Origin of the sequence: Dyadobacter jiangsuensis (genome assembly GCF_003014695.1) — a bacterium.
GTDB lineage: Bacteria > Bacteroidota > Bacteroidia > Cytophagales > Spirosomataceae > Dyadobacter > Dyadobacter jiangsuensis.
The window spans coordinates 55,425-74,098 of sequence record NZ_PYAS01000012.1; the positions used below are offsets into that span (position 1 = coordinate 55,425).

The 18,674-nt window shown below is 48.7% G+C and carries 11 protein-coding genes; 6 read left to right on the plus strand and 5 right to left on the minus strand.

Translation table 11 applies throughout. The annotated features are described in order from the left end of the window. Nucleotide 1: 1 nt before the first annotated feature. The 5 genes from CLV60_RS23050 to aspS form a co-directional block, all read right to left on the minus strand. Nucleotides 2-1,153 carry a glycosyltransferase family 4 protein gene (locus tag CLV60_RS23050; RefSeq protein WP_106597747.1) on the minus strand — a complete coding sequence of 384 codons (1,152 nt, stop codon included), beginning with the start codon at nucleotides 1,151-1,153 and terminating at the stop codon, nucleotides 2-4. Next, nucleotides 1,153-2,607 (minus strand): lipopolysaccharide biosynthesis protein, encoded by a 1,455-nt coding sequence (locus tag CLV60_RS23055; protein ID WP_106597748.1) that lies wholly within the window; start codon nucleotides 2,605-2,607, stop codon nucleotides 1,153-1,155. Before CLV60_RS23055 ends, CLV60_RS23050 begins: the two co-directional genes overlap by 1 nt. A 124-nt stretch (nucleotides 2,608-2,731) precedes the next feature. Next, complete coding sequence (locus CLV60_RS23060) at nucleotides 2,732-3,814, minus strand: GumC domain-containing protein (protein ID WP_106597749.1); 1,083 nt, start codon at nucleotides 3,812-3,814, stop codon at nucleotides 2,732-2,734. A gap of 2 nt (nucleotides 3,815-3,816) precedes the next feature. After that, nucleotides 3,817-6,240 (minus strand): SLBB domain-containing protein, encoded by a 2,424-nt coding sequence (locus CLV60_RS23065; RefSeq protein WP_106597750.1) that lies wholly within the window; start codon nucleotides 6,238-6,240, stop codon nucleotides 3,817-3,819. A gap of 133 nt (nucleotides 6,241-6,373) precedes the next feature. Continuing rightward, nucleotides 6,374-8,143, minus strand: a complete 1,770-nt coding sequence (aspS, locus tag CLV60_RS23070; RefSeq protein ID WP_106597751.1) for an aspartate--tRNA ligase — start codon at nucleotides 8,141-8,143, stop codon at nucleotides 6,374-6,376. A gap of 92 nt (nucleotides 8,144-8,235) precedes the next feature. Here aspS and CLV60_RS23075 point away from each other — a divergent pair, with 92 nt between their 5' ends. The 6 genes from CLV60_RS23075 to CLV60_RS23100 all read left to right on the plus strand — a co-directional run bounded on the left by CLV60_RS23075 (nucleotide 8,236) and on the right by CLV60_RS23100 (nucleotide 18,649). Further along, complete coding sequence (locus CLV60_RS23075) at nucleotides 8,236-9,156, plus strand: PE-PGRS family protein (protein ID WP_106597752.1); 921 nt, start codon at nucleotides 8,236-8,238, stop codon at nucleotides 9,154-9,156. A gap of 9 nt (nucleotides 9,157-9,165) precedes the next feature. Continuing rightward, nucleotides 9,166-11,052 (plus strand): CocE/NonD family hydrolase, encoded by a 1,887-nt coding sequence (locus CLV60_RS23080; RefSeq protein ID WP_106597753.1) that lies wholly within the window; start codon nucleotides 9,166-9,168, stop codon nucleotides 11,050-11,052. Between the two features lie 32 nt (nucleotides 11,053-11,084). Next, nucleotides 11,085-13,175, plus strand: coding sequence for a prolyl oligopeptidase family serine peptidase (locus CLV60_RS23085; RefSeq protein ID WP_106597912.1), 2,091 nt, complete (start codon nucleotides 11,085-11,087; stop codon nucleotides 13,173-13,175). A gap of 181 nt (nucleotides 13,176-13,356) precedes the next feature. Next, complete coding sequence (locus CLV60_RS23090; RefSeq protein ID WP_146151584.1) at nucleotides 13,357-15,030, plus strand: leucine-rich repeat domain-containing protein; 1,674 nt, start codon at nucleotides 13,357-13,359, stop codon at nucleotides 15,028-15,030. A 23-nt stretch (nucleotides 15,031-15,053) separates the two neighbouring features. After that, nucleotides 15,054-16,775 carry a T9SS type A sorting domain-containing protein gene (locus CLV60_RS23095; protein ID WP_106597755.1) on the plus strand — a complete coding sequence of 574 codons (1,722 nt, stop codon included), beginning with the start codon at nucleotides 15,054-15,056 and terminating at the stop codon, nucleotides 16,773-16,775. Between the two features lie 26 nt (nucleotides 16,776-16,801). Then, entirely contained in the window at nucleotides 16,802-18,649 is a 1,848-nt protein-coding gene (locus tag CLV60_RS23100; protein WP_106597756.1) for a T9SS type A sorting domain-containing protein, read from the plus strand. Nucleotides 18,650-18,674: the final 25 nt, after the last annotated feature.

The following is an 18,674-nucleotide window of genomic DNA, read 5'->3' on the forward strand; positions in this document are numbered from 1 at the left end:
CTTAGTTTTGACGGCAACTTTCAACCTCCCTGATGAAGTTGTCGCGATATTTTGTAATCGTGAAATTTTGAAAAACATGCTCCCTCGCGCGCTTGGCTATGCCCGCATATAAGGAAGGATCATTGAGCAATCTCTCCACCTCAGCGGCCAGACTATGCTCGTCGGAATGGTAAAGCAGGCCGGTCTGCCCATGTTGGACGATCTCACTGGTGCCAGCCGAGTCGAATGCCACCACCGGAACACCGTACATCATGCCTTCGATCGTCACGCGCCCGAGTGCCTCATGGGGTGAACACATGAGCAACACGTCGAAGCGGCGATAAATGCTCTGAACGTCTTTGGTAAACCCGGTGAACTGAATATGTCCGCTGATGCCCTGCTCCTGAATATAGGCTGCAATTTCTTCATAATAAGCCGGATCGCCAATTTCGCCTACAATTTCCAATTTTATGGCAACCCCTTTTTTTACGAGCGCATTGATCGCTTTTATGGCCGTCATTTGATCCTTCGCGGGATCAATAATGCCTACTATTCCTGCCTGGGACGTTATGCCAGGTATATGCGGAGGTATTTGCGGAAGTTCGTCGACCAGCCCGTTGTATATAACCGTATGCGGGGTGGCGACGTCCGAATCGATCACCCTTTTTTGGGCAATGCTTTTAGAGATACAAATAATACGCGCAGCCTTGTTGGCCCAGAACCGGAAGGACGATTTGCCAAAATTGTATTTTAAATGATAGTCGTCGTACACAAACTCCCGGATATGCCACAGGTGCTTCCGACCGGAAATGAACGCAACGAGCGCACCAAAGAAAATCACCGAGGAATTGCTGTGGATGAGATCGATCCGTTTTCTGACAACCAGCAATGCAACGTATAGCGCGACAAGAACATTGAATGCAAACCTTTTGACACTATGAAACCACTGCGGGAACCGCGGAACTTTGTGAATATCGTTGGCAAATGCGATAATCTTGAATTCGATACCATTCCTGGCCAGTTCTTCTGTAAAATCGCCATCCCTCGGACAGATCACCCACCAGTCGATCTGGTCACGAGTCTCGGTTAGCAAAGTTAATAGGGACCTGTTCGCACCATAAAGTGTGCCATAATGACTGAATGATAATATTTTCGGTTTCTTTTTCGTCCTCATTACTTACTTTTCAAGTGACTAAGCTTTTTAAAATAAGGTTCAATGAGAGGAAAGTTGAAAGTAGCGGTTACCAAACCCATAATGCAAAGTTTGATACCCAGTGAAATAATCAGCATCGAAGGCGCGGGAGCCCAGTCTGTTGCAAGGCTCTTTTCAGCCAGATAGGCAAGGATCAGGACAGCAACGGAAGGAATTTGCCGCGCAAGCAATGCGTATAATTTAAAAACGTTTTGGCGTAGTACGGTGCTGATCAGCACATAAAAACTGATGGCAAAGTTGAGGTAGAAGGCGATGACCAACAACAGGGCTGTCTTTTCCAATGATTTGAAATACAAAACACCGCAAAGAATAGCCAGGATCATCGTCGCGCCGCACAGCAACCCCGAGGTAAACAGCATATCTGTGCGCCCTGCTGCCTGAAAAATAGCACCGCTACTCGACATAATCATCTGAATCCAGATAGATACACTCAGTATCCTCAGAATAGGAACCACCTCCATCCATTTTTCGCCCAGAAACATATAAATGAGTTCCGAAGCGGAGAAATAGGTAAATACCGATATCGGAAGGCCAAGAATGGCCAGCACTTTCACAATTTTAATATACTCCTCAAAAATAATGGTTTTGTTGTGCTGGTATTTGGCCAATATCGGGTGGATCACCGGCGTAATCACGTGCGTCAGGTTGGACACCGGGTACATCATCAGCTGGTAAGCCTGGTTATAAAGTCCCAGGCCGGTGTTACCAATATACCTGCCCACGAGTATATTGTCCAGGTTTCTCGAAAAGTAGTTGATGCAGTTGAATGCGAACTGGTACGATGAATATCTGGCGACGCCCCGAATGCCGGAGAATGAAATGCCGGATTGGATCTTCAATCCGGAACTGATGAAGTAGAGTAAAAAAACAAGGACGCTATATATGATCGAGCGCCATATAATGGAGTAGAAACTAAAATCCTGGTAGGCAAGCGCGATAGCTAGGGACCCAGTCAGAAAGGAGCTGCCGAGCTCGACAAAACCAATGGTTTTGAATGCCTGTGCCCTGATGAGCATGTTTTTGGGTACGATAGCCAACGCACTGAACAATACCTGAATCGCAAGCAGCTGGCTGACTCGAATGTAAACCTGATCGTTGTAAAACGATGCGACGGGGTAGGAGAGCAAGGCAAATGCAATCGCTAATCCGAAGCTGATCAGCACGCTGACCTTGAATATGTCCGAAAAGTCCTTACCGGTAAAATCTTGCTTCTGGACAATAGCGGAACCCAAGCCGATGTCGCTGAGGATATTGAAAAAGGAGATAAAGACCGTTACAACTCCGACAATTCCGAATTCGGCCGGTGACAGCAGTCGGGCAAGCACCGAATTTACGATCAGCCCAAGTAATATGCCGCTGTATTTCGTAATAAATACAATGATCGCCCCTCTCTTGATTTCCTGCTGAACTTTCATTGACCAGTTATATTTGAAGGAGGTTCAGGTGGTAGGCAATGAGCGGTACTGATACCTGCAAGGTAAACCGGAAAATCAAAATATGTAGCATGTGTAATAAAGTTGAGTGTGGGCGCGCTTTGTTCTACTCGTTCGCGCCCGAAACGATCTTCTGAATTACCTTTTCTTTAATGAGGAGGATATATAAAAGGGCGAAAAAACCGCCAAGAAAGCCCCAGATTAAGCCTATGCGCAACCGTTTTGGGCTGCTTTTCACCAAAGGCACTTTTACTGGTTCGAGTACTTTGAATACAGGCCGCTCTTCTTTCACACTGACTTTGGCTTGCTCATACCGCCTCACCAGGTCGCTGTAAAGTGATTCCGATAATACATATTCAGCCTGTAACCGTTGTTCTTCGATTTTGGCTGTGTTTGAAAAGATATTTCTGTTCTGGTCGCGGTAGCTCTGAAGGGCGTATTCGGCCGTACGGAGACGGGCTTTCGCTTCCTTCACGCGATCAGCGAGCAAACCTTCCCGCTGGCTTGCTTTGGAGGAACGATAGTCTTCGACATAGTCGACCAGGTATTTTTGTGCCGCTTCTACAAGGATTGCGGAAACAAACGGATCAACGGTTTCTGCACTGATCTGGATCACACCGCTCTTTGCATCCACTTCTGCCGAAAGCAGGGAAATGGCACCGGCGATGTTTCCCTGCTCCGAAAGCGAATAGGAAAGTATTCCGTCCCTTTTAAGCTTAACCTCCTTCGGAGCGGCTTTGGGTGCAGAGGAGAATAAGCCGGAAAACAATCCCGGTTTGGCCTGTGCTTTCAGGAAATCCATGAGCGTTTTATAAGGCTTGTTGTCTTGGTCCACGACCGGCTGTTTGAGCAGGTATTCGCCAAACGGCGAGCTTTGCATAATCGTGGGGTACAGGTCCGGCTGCAACTTTTCCGCACCATCACCATTAAGGCCGGCACTTAACAGCGAGAACGATCCTCTTTTGGAAGTGCCGTACTCCGGCAACAAGCTTACTCTGGCCTCGTACTTCTTTCTAAGCGTAAAACTGTACGCCACGCCGGCTACCACGGATACGATTACCGCCAGTATCAGCAATTTGATATACTTTCCTACAAACAGGATGATATCGGCAAAGCGTATCTCCGAAGCATTGAACGAACTCGCCTGGCTATCGGCTTTTACCGGCTTTTTTTCTGGATGGGATATCATGGTTAATTATTTCTGCTCACGGTAATTACCGCCAATGTGAGTGTACTAACCATCGAAGCGATGAAAGAGAACAATGCAATACGCTCGCCAGGTGTTTTCTGACGATCCGGCTCGGCTACTTTCACAGGCACCGTCACAACGGCACCCGGTTCGACTTTGGGATAAGACCTGAAGAACAGGAAATTCTTCGTTCTGTGCGTCCGACCGTTGGGGTATGACACGTACACGCGTTTCTTCCAACCTTGCTCAGTATAGCCGCCGGCTTGCGAGATATAGTCGTCGTAGCTGAACTTGGCATCGAAATTCATGACCGACGGATTATGTACCCCGCCCTGAATCCGTACTGTTTCGAGTCGTCTTGGTATCACCAGCGTATCGCCGTGCATCAGTAACAGGTTAGATGGAAGCGAAGGCTTGTTGACAATCGCTTCAATATCGACGGCAATCAGCTCCTGCCCCCGGTAGAAACGAGCACCCGGGAGGTACGCCTCGGACCGCAGCCCGCCTACCTTGTTGAACAAGTCGGAAATCCGTTCGAAATTATTGATAATAGTGTAGTTACCCGGATAGCGCACTTCCCCAATAATGGTTACCGATTTCTGGGCCTCGTAACGCGGCGACTTGCGTACCACGATGATGTCCTGCGGTTGCAACTTAAATTTCTGGTCGTCGGGGTTGAGTACCAGGTTATCGGCCACGTCTATCGAGAAGATACGGACGTTTTGCGAAGAAGGCAGGTCGAGCGTATCGTTTTTCACACGACGCGATACCTCAATGCGATAGGGGATACCACCTTCGGTATAGCCGCCGGCCTGGAAGATAAGGTCGGCGATGGTAATGTCTTTGTAATAATAATAGTTGCCCGGGTTGATCACCGATCCTGAAATAGTCAGGAATGTGAATTCTTTCAGGTCTTCCACTGATTTGATCGTCAGGATATCGCCAGCGAGCAACGGAATATCCGCAATTTCACCATTCACAAGCTTGCGAAGGTCAATCGCTACAATGCCTGTCTGAGTTTCGCCACTCGATCTTTCGAGAATGGCGCGGTTGAGGAAAGCACGCGGGCTAAGTCCTTGCGCCATCTGAATCAGTTTCAGAACAGAATTACAACGTTCTTCCAATGCATACGGGCCCGGTAATGTTACAGCACCACGTATCTCGACCTGGTTAGCTACGACATCGAGTATCCGTTTTACATTAAAAATATCCCCGTTTTTGGGAGTGAAAGCTTCAATCTGAACCGAATCGACGCTACCAATCATGTAATTGGTGCCGGTGTTGCGTTGGTAAGTGAATGTCTTCGTGTAAGCTTCCGGTGTAAAACCTCCTGCATAACGAATGATGTTTCCAAGGGTTTCGCCCTGTTTAGCTTCGAAAATACCGGGACGTTTTAGCTCGCCATTCAGTTCTATTCTTGTTTCAAACGGCCTGATGAGGATGATATCCTGATCTTGCAGAGCAATGTTATCGCGTAGATCGGCATCCACCAGGAACTTGTATAAGTCGATTTTGCGGATCACCTTGTTGTTCCTGATGACCTCAATATTACGGTAGGAGCCGTTCAGACTTGGACCGCCGGATATGGAAAGCGCATTAAATGCAGTCGCGAGCGATGAAACGGTGTAAGTACCCGGACGTGCCGCTTCGCCTGTGATCATCACATGTATGCTGCGTACATTACCGAGTGTAATAGAGGAATAGGTTCCTGAGCCGGGGCGGTTGAGTGTCGAATAAGCCTGGCGCAAGCGGTTGACAATGCGTTCACTGGCTTGTTCGATGGTCAGTCCATTGATATACACAGGAGCCAGGTTGAGCATTTTCACCGTTCCTTCCGGGCTGATCTTCATGCGGAAGTTATCCACTGCATTTCCGTAGATATCCACAACGATTTCATCTTCCGGGCCAAGAATATAGTTTCGTGGCGTAGCAATGCGGAGGTTGGGCTCGAATGTGGAAGTGGTACGGGCAAAGAAAGCGGAGCCAAAAGTGCGACTCAGGCGTCTGTTCCTTGCATTTCTTGCATTGGTGGAGTCCCGCTCGTTGTTTGTCTCGTCTTCAAGCTGATCGGCATCGTCCTGATCCCGCGTTTCGTCGAGCTGATCCCTGTTAGGGTCGTTGGTTTGCCTGTCATTGGGCCGTTGTTGCAGCCGCTTGCGCATGGCAGATATCTGATCCAAAGTATAACCCCTTTGCAATGCAGCTCTTTCGATATCCATATCCGACATTCCAGCCGACTTAGCCTGGTTATAAAAGTCGACGGCCTGTTGGTTGGTCACCTGAGAAGGATCGACTTTAGACTGTGTCGGGTCTGTCGGAAGCTGGGGAGATGTATTGTTTTGAGCAAAAACCCCGATGTTGGTCAGAAGGAGCAGCAACAATAGGGTATTCCTGAAATAGGATCTTACAAAGGATTGATAATGCATGCAGTGTAGTTTAATTACAATCAGGACCAATCCGTTTCCGGATGGTCCTGTGGTTAAATTTAAATTATGCCCGGGGGCAAATCTACAAAATCTTACTTTATTTAAATTATCTGTCAGATCTATCTCATTTTGATCACGAATTCAGGCCTTCCACGCGGATTGCCAGCTCTTTAAGCTGCCCGTCCGAGATTGTCGAAGGAGAATCGATCATCACGTCGCGCCCGGAGTTGTTCTTCGGGAATGCGATGAAATCCCGGATAGAATCCGCGCCGCCGAAAATAGAACAAAGTCTGTCGAAACCAAATGCAATACCGGCATGAGGAGGGGCACCGAATTCAAATGCATTCATCAGGAAGCCAAATTGTTCCTGCGCTTCTTCGGCCGAGAACCCGAGGATCTCGAACATTTTCCGTTGAAGCTCTTTTTCGAAGATCCGTACTGAACCTCCGCCCACTTCAACGCCGTTGATCACCATATCGTATGCATTAGCACGTACCAGGCCCAGATTTTTATCCAGCAGTTCGATATCCTCCGGTTTCGGGCTGGTGAACGGGTGGTGCATGGCAAACCAACGGTTTTCTTCTTCACCGAACTCCAGAAGCGGGAAGTCGATCACCCACAATGCGCGGTATTCATCAGGGTTACGCAACCCCAGGCGTGAACCTATTTCGAGGCGTAACTCATTCAGCTGCTTACGCGTTTTGTCGCCCTGGCCCGACAGGATCAGCAAAAGATCTCCTGGCTTTGCATCGAACGCTTCCACCCATTTTTTAAGCTCCTCTTCGGTATAAAATTTGTCAACGGACGATTTGATTGATCCATCGGGATTGTAACGAACATACACCAGGCCTTTCGCTCCAATTTGCGGGCGTTTAATCCAGTCGGTCAGTTCGTCGACTTGCTTTCTTGTGTAAGCCGCGCAGCCGGTGGCATTGATACCCACCACAAGGCCTGCGTCGTCGAATACTCCGAAACCCTTGCCGGAAGTAAGGTCACGGTCTTCGCCTTTCAGTTCTACGAATTGCATATCGAAGCGGATATCCGGTTTATCCGAGCCGTACAGACGCATGGCATCTGCATAAGTCATACGCGGAACTTCGGGCAAGTCGATATTTTTCACTTTCGCGAAAAGTTCGCGGATCATGCCTTCGAATGTATTCAGCACGTCTTCCTGCGTCACAAACGACATTTCGCAGTCGATTTGCGTAAACTCCGGCTGACGGTCGGCACGAAGATCTTCGTCGCGGAAACACTTCACAATCTGATAGTAACGGTCGAAACCGGCTACCATCAACAGCTGCTTGAACGTCTGAGGGGATTGTGGTAATGCATAAAACTCACCCGGATTCATGCGGCTTGGCACCACAAAATCGCGGGCGCCTTCCGGTGTGGATTTGATCAGTACCGGGGTCTCTACTTCAATGAAGTTCAGGTTATCCAGGTAAGCACGGGTGTAACGCGCTACCTGATGGCGCAATTGCAGGTTTTGACGAACCGTATTTCTGCGAAGGTCGAGGTAGCGGTATTTCATCCTGATATCATCACCGCCGTCGGTTTCGTCCTCGATCAGGAATGGAGGCAGCTTCGCGGGATTCAGAATGGAGAGTTCCGACACGCGGATCTCGATATCGCCGGTGGCGATCTTGTCGTTTTTCGACAGACGCTCGATTACCGCACCTTTGGCCGAAATCACGAATTCGCGACCCAGTGAGCGGGCAGTTTCCAACACATTTGCGGGGGTTTTACCCTCTTCGAACAGCAGCTGGGTGATGCCGTAACGGTCACGCAGATCGAGCCAGATCATGCCTCCCTTATCGCGGACGCGCTGAACCCAACCACATAATACAACATCTTGATTTACATGTTCTAAGCTTAATTCCCCGCAGGTATGTGTACGTAACATATAACTATTTTAATACTGATATAATGAAAGTCGCTGATAATAAATGCGGCAAAAGTACGTATTTTTAGCAAATCTAACATGAAGTGTTTTTTATGAAAATATATGACGGCGTGAGCGGACGAGTGGGGCTGATCCTATCTTCACTGGTATTTTGCGTAACCTGTTCATGCAGCGACCCCGAGCCTTCCCCTGGTGGAAACGGCTTGTCGGACCAGTTTGAAACGGCGCCCGAGCAGTTCCCGATTCCGGTCGGCATTATTGATGAAGCATCCGGTCTGGCAGCGAGTGCCACAATGCCCGGCTACTTGTGGACAATCCAGGATTCAGGTCAGCCGAACTCTTTGTACCTCATCAGCAAGGACGGTAAAAGCATTAAAGAATATAATGTACCCGGTAGCAACAACCACGACTGGGAGGAAGTGGCGGTAGGCCCGGGCCCGGATAATGGCGTTTCATACGCCTACATAGCCGATATCGGCAATAACAACCAGCCGGTAACTCCCACCAACACCATTTACCGCATTCCGGAAATCAAAGGTGCGGATGGCTCTTTCAGCCAAAGTGCATTGCAAAAGATCACTTTCAGTTACCCCGACGGGCCCAGAGATGCGGAAGCGCTGATCGTCGATCCGGTGACGAAGGACATTTTTGTATTGTCAAAGGAAGCGCAGACCAATATTTACAGGTTACCATTCCCGCAGTCGACCAGTGAAACCATTGTTGCTGAAAAGGTAGGCACGGTTCCGGGAGTGGCGATTGCTACCGCCGGAAGCATTTCCAAAGACGGAAGTGAAATGGTGGTACGCACCTACCTCGGGGTGTATTACTGGAAAAGAGGCAATGGAGAATCCGTCGGGCAGACGCTCGTTAAATCTGCCAGTAAAACTTTGACCGTAATGCTTGAACCGCAGGGAGAGGCGATCTGTTTTGACAACGAAAGCAAGGGTTTTTATACGCTGAGCGAAAAGGGAACTGCTGCCAGTGTGTCGTTGAATTACTATAAGAGAAAATAATCACAAACTATGATCAAAAATCTACTCCGCGCAGCGCTTATCGTGCTGGCACAGCATGCTTATGGGCAGATTGCTTCCGACGAGCAGTATATCCGCGAAAATTATTCCAAAGCGGAATACGATATCCCGGTGAGGGACGGTGTGAAGTTGCACACCATTGTTTATTCTCCCAAAGATGCCTCTGCCGATAAGAAGTATCCCTTTTTAATGCAGCGTACCTGTTACAGCGTGGCTCCGTATGGCGCCGATAAATACCCGCCGCGTCTCGGCCCGAGCCCGGCACTCATGCGCGACAAGTTCATATTCGTGTACCAGGACGTGCGTGGGCGTTACATGAGCGAGGGCACGTGGACGAACATGACGCCGCATATCGACCAGAAAAAAGGCAAAAACGACGTCGATGAAGCGTCGGATACCTACGATACCATTGAATGGCTGCTTCAAAACGTGGCGAATAACAATGGCCGCGTAGGGCAATGGGGCATTTCGTATCCCGGGTTTTACACCACGGCGAGCGCATTGGCAGGTCACCCGGCATTGAAAGCCTCTTCCCCCCAGGCGCCGATCGCCGATTTCTTTTTCGATGATTTTCATCACAATGGCGCATTTACCCAGGGATACTACCTTACATTTCCGGTTTTCGGTATCAAGCCGCCGAAGCCTACCACCGACTCCTGGTTTGCAGGCGAAATGTTCACACCCAAGCCGGATGGGTACACTTTCAACCTGGAAATGGGTTCTTTGAAGAATTTTGATAAATACTATTCACAAAACTTTTACTGGCAGGAGACGGTCAACCACCCGAATAAGGACGAATTCTGGAAAAAAAGGGATATTTTGCCGCATTTGAAAGGAGTGAAACATGCCTTCATGACCGTGGGCGGCTGGTTCGACGCCGAGGATTTGTATGGCCCTTTGAATACCTACAAAACCCTTGAAAAGAATAACCCTTCCATGTACAATACATTGGTGGTAGGGCCATTTGGTCACGGCCGTTGGAGCCGCGAAACCGGGCATACTTTGCACAACGACATTTATTTCGGAGATAGCATCGCTACTTTTTACCAAAACAATATCGAGGCGAAATTTTTCAAACACTTTTTGAAGGAAGCCGGAGATGGAAAGACCGGTTTGCCGGAAGCTTATTTGTTTGACACCGGTAAAAAAGAATGGAAGACATTCGATAAATGGCCGGTAACGAATGCCGAGAAACGCAAGCTGTATTTCCATTCAAAAGGTAAGCTGGATTTCAATGCACCGAAGGAAGGCCAATCCGCGACCGCTTATGTGAGCGACCCTTTGAAGCCAGTGCCCTATACCGCCAATTACAAGCAAATGTCGGGCTTTACGCCGTTTGAATATATGTCGGAAGACCAGCGTTTTGCCGCTACGCGTCCCGACGTCCTGGTTTTTGAAACAGATATCCTGACCGAAGATGTTACCCTGGGCGGGGAGATCAATGCATTGCTTAAATTCAGTACAACCGGCACTGACGCCGATTTCTTCGTGAAGCTGATCGACGTGTACCCGGACGACGAAAAGAACCACGCTTATATGCCGGATCCGAAAGTGGTGCTGGCGGGTTACCAGCAAATGGTGCGGAGTGAAGTAATGCGTGCGCGCTTCCGCAACAGTTTCGAAAAACCGGAACCGGTTGTTGTCGGCAAAGTTACGGACCTGAAATTCCGCTTGCAGGATGTGCTGCATACCTTCAAAAAGGGCCACCGCATGATGGTGCAGGTCCAAAGCACCGCATTCCCGCTTTTCGATCGCAACCCGCAGAAATACGTACAGAACATTTACAAAGCGCAGGATTCGGATTTTATTACAGCCAAACACACTATTTATCATCAGGCCGACGCTCCAAGCTCATTGGAGGTGGAGATCATTAAATGACGGCCGTATTTATGAATTCAAAAATTTTTCTGATGACTTTGATGACAGCATCGGCATTGTCGGGAATCGGCCATGCGCAGCAATTAAAATATCCTGAAACCAGAAAGCAGGAACATTTTGACGAGTACCACGGCGTGAAGGTCGCCGACCCCTATCGCTGGCTCGAAGACGATCGCTCCGAGGAAACGGCGGCATGGGTGAAGGCCCAGAACGAGGTGACATTTGGCTACCTGAATGCGATCCCGTTTAAGGAGAAAATATTCCAGGACCTCGAAAAAGCATATAATTATCCCAAGTATTCAGCTCCGAGAAAGAAAGGAGAGTATTTCTATTTCTATAAAAATGATGGCCTGCAAAACCAGGCCGTATTGTACCGCCAGAAGGGAATTAACGGAGCGCCGGAAGTGGTAGTTGATCCGAACAAACTTTCTCCCGATGGAACGACGCGGCTCACCGTTTTCAGCCTGTCGAAAGACGGTGCTTATGCCGTTTTGGGTTTTTCGAAAGGTGGCTCCGACTGGCAGGAATATCAGGTCATGAATATGAAAGACCTTTCGATGCTGGCCGACAGGGTCGAATGGGTGAAAGTATCGGGCGCATCGTGGCAGGGCGAGGGCTTTTATTATAGCCGCTACCCCAAGCCGGATGGCAGTGCGTTGGCCGCCAAAAACGAGAATCACCAGGTGTTTTTCCACCGCATTGGTACTAAACAGGAACAGGATAAACTGGTGTTCGAAGACCCTGCGAATCCGCAACGCTTCCACACCGTCGGCACTACGGAGGACGAACAATACGCTGTCCTGACTGTAAGCGACCGCGGAAAAGGGAAAGATGGTAATGGGGTTTGGGTGTTGAAAAAGGGCGAGAGCCGTTTTGTACCCATCCGCGAGGAGATCACCGATGCCAGCTTCCGAGTTATCGAAAATATAGGTGCCGATTTCCTGATCGAAACGAACGACGATGCACCGAATGGCAAGGTAATGCGCTTCAAAACGGCTGGCCGGACGTGGGAAACCGTGTTGCCTGAACGTCAGGAGCCGCTCGAATCTGCTCAGTTGGCAGGAGGGAAGTTGTTTGCCTCCTATTTGAAAGATGTGACCTCCCGTGCCTACGTGTACACGCCGGCGGGTGTGCTCGAAAGTGAGATCCAAATGCCGGGACTGGGCTCGGCGGCGGGCTTTGGAGGCGATCAGGAGGATACTTTTGTGTTTTACACCTATACTTCCTTCAACTACCCTTCGACGATTTTCCGCTATGATATTGCAAGTGGAAAGAGCAGCGTTTTTCGTGAGCCCGAAGTGACGTTCAAGCCGTCGGACTACGAAACGAAGCAGGTATTTTACCCAAGCAAGGACGGTACGCGTATTCCGGCATTCATTACCTATAAAAAAGGACTGAAACTGGATGGGACCAATCCCACGATCCTGTATGGTTACGGCGGCTTCAATGTAAGCCTGCCGCCTGCGTTTAGCCCTACCCGTATCCCGTTTTTCGACCAGGGCGGCGTGTTTGTACAAGCGAACCTGCGTGGCGGAAGCGAATATGGAGAGAAATGGCACGAGCAGGGTATGAAGCTGAAAAAGCAGAATGTGTTCGACGACTTCATTGCCGCAGCGGAATTCCTGATCCGGGAGCAATACACCTCGCCGGAGCGGCTGGCTATCCAGGGAGGTTCCAACGGCGGGCTGCTCGTGGGTGCGGTCATGAACCAGCGTCCCGAGCTCTTCAAAGTAGCGTTCCCGGCCGTGGGTGTCATGGATATGCTCCGTTTCCATAAATTTACCATCGGCTGGAACTGGATCGCCGACTATGGCAGCAGCGACAATGCGGAGGAATTCAAGGTTTTACGTGGATATTCACCACTCCATAACATTAAAACAGGTGGCCATTACCCTGCTACGATGATTACCACGGCCGATCACGACGACCGCGTCGTGCCGGCGCATTCATTCAAGTACGCCGCTGAATTGCAGGCAAAAGCAGGGAGTACTTCATCCAACCCATTATTGATCCGGATCGACACAAACTCCGGCCACGGCGCGAGCAATACCAAAAAAGCGCTGGAAACCCAAGCGGATATTTACGCATTCCTCTTCCGTAATATGGGCCTTAGCTGGAAGTAAGCAGGCTTCAAGAAAACTTTCATATTAAGCTTCAATAATTTTTTGTAACCGGTGTGCAATTTTGTTGCGCATTCGGTTACATTTGTATATACAATATACTTACATTACCGGCAGCATTATTCTGTCGCCCAGGCACCCGCTCAACGTTCTCAGGATTTTCTTAACCCTTTTTCACGACGCTATGAAAAGATGTCTACTTGGGCTTGCCTGCCTGTTCCTTTCTATTCAATCATTTGCTCAGACACTAGAAGCTGACCGGCTGGCGCTGGTGGCATTTTATCAGGCCACCGGCGGGGACAGCTGGTATGACAAAACCGGTTGGACCGTTCCGGGAAACCCAGGCGATAATCCGTGCGGCTGGTTTGGTATTACCTGTGAAGGTGGCAGGGTTACCCAACTGATTATGGAGAGTAATGATATTGTCGCGGTTATTCCGGCGGCTCTCGGAAACCTTACCGCATTAAAGCATCTGGATCTTTCTGGTCCGGGTAGCGAATTCCCTTATTTTTACGGTGATCTTCCCGTTGAACTCGGAAATCTCACAAACCTTGAATACCTGGATTTAAGTGGTAACGACCTGACAGGGGTCAATGTTTCGGTCATAAACAATTTGACCAAACTCAAACATCTCTCACTGACACCTTATTGGAGCTGGGCTGCCGTCCCTTCGTTTGCGAATCTGATCAATCTGGAGTATTTGTACCTTTCGGTGGAGGACTCCCCGATGCAACCGGAGGGTGGGATAGGCGCTTTTCCGGCTTACATAAGCAATCTTACTAAGCTCAAAACCCTGATCATGCGACACGGAGGCGTTACAGGAACTATCCCGTCGAGTCTGGGCGGTTTGACGGATCTTGAAGTACTGGATTTAAGTGAAAACCAGCTGACGGGTACTATCCCTGCGTCGTTCAACAACCTGGCCAAACTGACGAAACTGGATTTGTCGGATAACAACCTGAATGGCCCGGTTCCAAACATCCTGGGGATTCCTGTCGCGGCTGATGTGAGAATCAATAATAATGCTTTCACTTTTTCGGGTATGGAGACGAATATCAGCAGGCTGGATTCCTACGGTAATCAGAAAAAGTTTAAGTTGACAGCCATTATTCCGCTGCGAACCGCTAATAATTTGAGGACAGCAAGAGCTTTGGGCGGAACGTTGATCGCGGATTTCGCCGGTGGAACAGCGGCCAACAATACCTATAAATGGTACAAGAGCGGGGTGCTGGTTGCTACGACTGTAGGCATCCAGTATTACGATACCCCAGACGGAATTTACCGGGCGGAAGTAACAAATAGCCTGGTGCCAGGGCTTACCATGGTCAGCGAAGATCTCGTTCTCATCGGAATGCCGGTAACGCTCATCTCCTTTGATGGGAAGTCTGAGAACAACGAAACCAAACTCACCTGGAAAACAGCCGCTGAAACCAACAACAAAGGCTTCGAAATCGAGCGCAGCGCAGATGCCCGCACATTTGAAAAGATTGGTTTTGTAGATGGGAGCGGAGACACGAAAGAAGAACAGTTTTATCACTTTACCGATCTCAACCCATTTGCGATCAGCTATTATCGCTTGAAACAGTTGGACCACGACGGCCAATCTGAATACTCGAAGGTTATCACCGTGAAAAGTGACGCGGCGATCTTGAAGGTTTATCCCAACCCTGCCCAGGATTATCTTACCATTTCAGGAATTAGTCAAAAACAACCCTTTTCGATCGTCGACGGGAACGGGCGTGTGGTGATTGAAGGTCAGGTAACGGATAAGCAGCAGATTAATATCAGGAAACTGGGCGCTGGCCGGTATGTAGTGAGAGTGGGCGAGAAGAGTAGCAGTTTGTTGATTCACAGGTGATTAATGTAAATGAACAGGATATTATGCGTAAACTTACGATACTACTGCTATTCCTTTCGCTTAGATCGTTTGGGCAGACACTGGAAAGTGATCGCCAGGCACTTGTTGCAATCTATAACCAGGCTAATGGTCCTAGCTGGCTGGTCAATTGGGTAGTGCCGGGCAATGTCGGAGATAGCCCCTGCGGGTGGGATGGCGTGACTTGCGCGGGCGGCAGGGTTACACGTCTTAGTATCAGTAACACCTCCGAGCCTGCAATGCTGCCGTCGGAAATCGGGAATCTAACGGAACTGACGCACCTTGACCTCTCTACGGATTATCTGGGACCGGGATTTGGAGGGAATCTTCCATCAGAAATTGGTAATCTCTCCAAGCTGGAATATTTGAATTTTCTGGGAAATGGTTTCAGTTCAAGTAGCATGTCCGAAATTGGCAGCCTTACAACCCTGAAAGAATTACACATCACGCCTTCGGGCGATATCCCCGCAAGTTTTGCGAATCTGGTTAATCTTGAGCGTTGTGTTATGGGAAGATTTGGTCCGCTGGAGGGGATTAACACGATAGCTTTCCCTGACGTTGTTTGTCAATGGCCAAAAATTAAAATGCTTCGTATGGGCGGCGTTGTGTTTTCCACTCCGATACCAAGCCAGATAGGAAACCTCACGACGCTCGACACATTGGAGCTAACCGGAACCCGCCCTTATCCGCTTGGTTCCTATTCTAGTGTGGGAGGGCTTCCCGCGGAAATAGGTAATCTGACAAACTTGCGTTGCCTGAATATTTCATACAATGGCCTTACCGGCGGAATACCGGCGTCGTTCAACAATCTGACTAACCTCACGACACTGGATTTGTCGTACAATAGCCTGAGTGACCCGATTCCGAATCTTTTGGGTGTTCCTGTTGCCGCTGATGTAAGAATCAATAACAATAATTTCAATTACAGGGGGATGGAATCCAACATCAGTCGCCTTGATCAGTACTCACCACAGGCACTGATTAATGCAGCGCTGATCGGTCCGATGTGTGTTGGTTGCCTCCCAACTTGGATTATGCCCTACACAGGAGGTACGATGGCAAACCTGACACACAAACTTTACAAAGGTGATGTGCTGCACACAACAGTGAGCGGTATTGATGGAGTGGATCTTGACGGAGAAGGAATTTACCGCGTGGAAACAACCAATAGCCTCGTTCCGAATTTGACGCTGGTTACAAAAAACTATGTCGTAGTCAAGCTGCCGGTGACGCTCGTTTCTTTTGACGGCAGGTCCGAAAACAATCAAACCAAACTAGTTTGGAAAACCACCTCCGAGACGAATAACAAAGGCTTCGAAATAGAGCGCAGCGCCGACGCACGGACTTTCGAAAAGATTGGGTTTGTAGATGGCAGCGGGAATACGAAGGACAACCAGCACTATCATTTTACCGACCTTGCCCCATTTGCGATAAGCTACTACCGCCTAAAACAATTTGACTACGACGGCAAGTTCGAATACTCAAAGGTAATTACGGTGAAAAGCGACGCGGCAATCGTAAAGGTTTATCCTAACCCAGCGCAGGATTACCTCACGGTTTCCGGCATTAGTCAGAAGCAACCGTTTTCGATCGTCGACGGAAATGGACGTGTTGTGATCGAAGGCCAGGTGACAAACATGCAGCAGATTAATATCAGGAATTTTGTAAATGGCCGGTATGTGGTAAGGGTAGGTGAAGTGAGTAGCAGTTTACTGATTCACCGGTAATTTAATCAACTAAAACTCAGATAGCCATGCGTAAACTTTTATTGGCTCTTTTATTCATTTCATTCAAATCTTTTGGCCAGACGTTGGAGAACGACCGTTTGGCCCTGGTAGCCCTTTATAATGGTTTTGCGGGCGCAAATTATCCGGAGCTGTCTAATTGGGCGGTACCCGGTAATACTGGTGACAGCCCCTGCGGCTGGTACGGGGTTACCTGCGAAGGAGGGCGCGTGACAAAATTAGTTTTAAAAGAGTTGCTGTTAGAAGGAGAGCTTGTGTCTGACGTAGGTAATCTTACGGCTTTAACTACCCTGGATCTTTCGAAAACGGGGACGTGGATGGGGAATCTGACCGGGAACCTGCCGGTTGAATTAGGAAATCTGACGAACCTGGAATACCTGTATATCGCTGACCAGGCGTTTGAAAAGACCAGCCTCGGAGTGATTGGAAATCTTACCAAGTTGAAAGGGTTGTCTCTGACTCCGACTGGCGAAGTTCCTGCCAATTTTACCAATCTTGTCGACCTGGAAACTTTATACCTGGGGTCGGGTGATCCTATGGGTGGATTCTCTGATTTTTCCTTTCCGTCGTTCCTCTCGGTTCTGCCCAAATTGAAGGAATTGTATTTCCAGGGTTGGGTAAAAGGTGAATTCCCGGCTGCTATTGGCAGTTTTTCGAATCTGGAAGTTTTGGAGCTCAATGCCAATGGCTTTATGAACGCACTTCCGCAGCAGCTCGGTAATTTGTCGAAACTAAAACGATTGTATATCAGTCGCTATGACGGCCTGGGTGATTTTACATTTTTGAGCAACCTGTTAAATCTCGAAGAACTGGAACTGCATGATAGCTACTTCGCTGGACGGCTGCCCGAGGGAATTGGCAACCTTACCAAGCTGAATAAGATAGTCATAAACAGCGCAAATTTTGATGGTGTTATTCCGTCGGGTATCAGTAGTTTGCCCAATCTGACTGTGTTGAATCTGACATATAATGCATTCAACGGGCCGATACCGGACCTTTCCAATATACCTGTATCAGGACTGGTTAACCTTTCCAATAATGCATTCACTTTTGCCGGTATGGAGACCAATATCACCCGGCTTGATCAATATTCGCCGCAAGCGCAGATCGACGCGTATTTGGAAGGACCTTTATGTGTCGGTTGTATAGCGTCACATATGAGGGTAACAACCGCCGGAGGCACGGTTGCTAACAATACCTATCAACTGTTCAAGAATAATGTACTGATCCTGACGCAGGTTGGCAATGCTTTGCTTCCACTTGATGGTGAAGGTATTTACCGGGTGGAAGTTACGAACAGCATTGTAACGGGTTTGAAATTAATGACAAGGACCTACACGACTATTAAACTCCCGGTAATACTCGTTTCTTTTGAGGGCAAATCCGAAAACAACCAAACCAAACTCACCTGGAAAACGGCAGAGGAAACCAACAACAAAGGCTTCGAAATAGAACGCAGCGCGGATGCGCGGACGTTTGAGAAGATCGGTTTTGTAGATGGGAGCGGAGATACAAAAGAGAACCAATCGTACCATTTTACGGATCTGTCGCCACTTGCAATCAGTTATTACCGGTTGAAGCAATTGGATTACGACGGGAAATTCGAGTATTCGAAAATCATCCGGGTTAAAGGAGATCAAGTTGTCTTTAAAATTTACCCCAATCCCGCGCAGGATAACCTGATGGTCTCCGGCATTGACGGAGAGCAAGATCTGCATTTTTTAAATAGTGCCGGGCGAGTTGTCATGGCCACGAAAGTTACCACCGGCAAACCGGTTTCGATCCGATCTCTGAAACCTGGATTATACACGATAAAGGTCGGAAGTGAAGGTGGTAAAGTGTTGATCAACAGATGATTTATTGGAAAACTGGATTAATTGT